The sequence below is a fragment of the Caballeronia sp. genome, from assembly GCF_049581465.1.
In the GTDB taxonomy this organism is placed as follows: Bacteria; Pseudomonadota; Gammaproteobacteria; order Burkholderiales; family Burkholderiaceae; genus Caballeronia.
In genome coordinates this window covers 1-1845 of the sequence record NZ_JBAUSA010000637.1, presented here as the reverse complement: position 1 = coordinate 1845, position 1845 = coordinate 1, and the positions used below count along the sequence as shown (strand labels likewise).

The 1845-nt window shown below is 63.5% G+C and carries 1 protein-coding gene; it reads right to left on the bottom strand.

All coding sequences use genetic code 11. The features are described from left to right. Positions 1-1845: AAA family ATPase (locus WCA53_RS15540; RefSeq protein WP_423911930.1), on the bottom strand; the 1845-nt coding region annotated here is incomplete at both ends.

The following is a 1845-nucleotide window of genomic DNA, read 5'->3' as shown; positions in this document are numbered from 1 at the left end:
AGCTTCGCTCGGGTTGAGGCTCGGCCCGCGCTCATGCGGGCGCTCGAAAAGCTTCTCCGCGTGCTGCGCTTCAAGTCCGTTCCAAATGCGCACAAAACGCTCCGCCCGGAGATTCGGATCCTGTCGCACACGCGCCTCGTGCGCGATGCCGGCGACAAGTTGCGTCACTCGCTCACGCCCCTGCTGCGCGGTCATTGCATCGACAACAGCGGGTTCCTGCGCGAGCGCGCTCAATAGATCTCGCGTCGCGCCTGGACGTGCGACGTCCAGCGCGGCGCCCGCTTTGCGCAGCGCCGCCGTCTGGTGCTCGAGAATGGGAAGGTCTTGTTCTTTCATGCGCACCACATCTGTCCAGGCGCGCGCATAGCGATCCACCGCCTGGGCAAAGGCTTCTTCATGCCCGGGTAGCGCCGTTTCTCGCGTGCGCGTGGGCTCATGTGTCGACAGATGCAGTCCGGAAAACGCGTCACGCTCGGCCGTGGGGTGCGGTTGAGCTGGGACAGCGCCTGCGCGCCGATCGTCAGTTGCAGGCCCATCGGATCGCCCTCGCCCGAGCTTTAGACCGTCAAACATGCTGCGCTTTTTCGTGACTCCCTTATTCGACGATTCAGCCAGCGACGCAATCGCCCTTTCCACGCGCCGCTCAGGTCTCAATTCCTCGGCGCTGGTCGATACGATGACCGGATCCAATCCTCTGGGAATAATTTCGCTCTCGATCCCGCGCCGTTCGGCATAACCTGCGCGCTCGGTCTGCTCATTTCGCGAGTGCTCCCGCTGGCCGTGCTCCAAGGGCGTCTGTTGCGCATAGTCCAGCGTGGTTTCTTTCGCCTGAGCGCGCGAAAGCCGGGCCGACAGCTGCCCCACATCCCGAAACTCATCGCCACTGGCGTAGAGTTGCACCGCGTCTCGATGCCGTGTCATCGCCACATAAGTGAGATGTCGGTCCATTGTTTCGGAAGCAAACACATAGGCCCGATCGACCGTCGCGCCCTGTGCTTTGTGAATCGTGGTCGCATACCCGTGGTCGATGGCCGCATAGTCCGCCATTGAGACCAATACAACCCGGCCTTGCCCCGGCCCCTTGGCTGAATCCAGCCGCACCTGCAGCCGCCCCGCTTCGGCGCGCTCTACGACACCAAGGCTGCCGTTCTTAACCCCAAGATCCCGGTTGTTTTCACGAAATAGCAGTCGATCGCCAGGGGCAAAGGCACGTTCGCCTTCGGTCGTCCGATAGACAATCTCCGTGGCCAACTCACCCCGCTTTTGCCGTGCAATCCGAATCGCCTCATTGAGCGCCTGCACGTCGACGCGTCGATGCGCGAGTACCAGGCGCGAACCTTCCGGGCGCGACTCCGTGTCGGCAATGACATCCCGCACAATGGCGCCTCGAGCGCGATCGGCCGTAGCTTCGAGGCAAACGGCGCCTCGCTGTGCATAGGCGGCCAATCCCTCAACCGTCCGATGTCGTCCAAAATCCACCGACGCGGCCCGCTGCCAGTCTTCCCGCTGCCGGCGCACAGCTTCGAGCTCAACGAATCCCACTCGCTCAGCCACTGCCCGAAAGGCTGCGCCCGCGCCAATCGGCTGCAACTGCCCCGGATCGCCGATCACGACAATTTTCGCGCCGACCCGCTCTACCTCGGTGATGAACTGCGACAGCTGCCGGCTCCCCACCATCCCCGCTTCATCAATCACCAACACGTCACGTGGCCCCAACTGGTCAAACCCACGGTCCCAGCCCCTTGACCAACTCGCCAACGTCCTCGCGGCTATCCCTGCCGACTCTTCCAGGCCTTCCGCTGCCTTGCCGGCCAGCGCGGCACCCTGAACCCGATAACCTTCCGC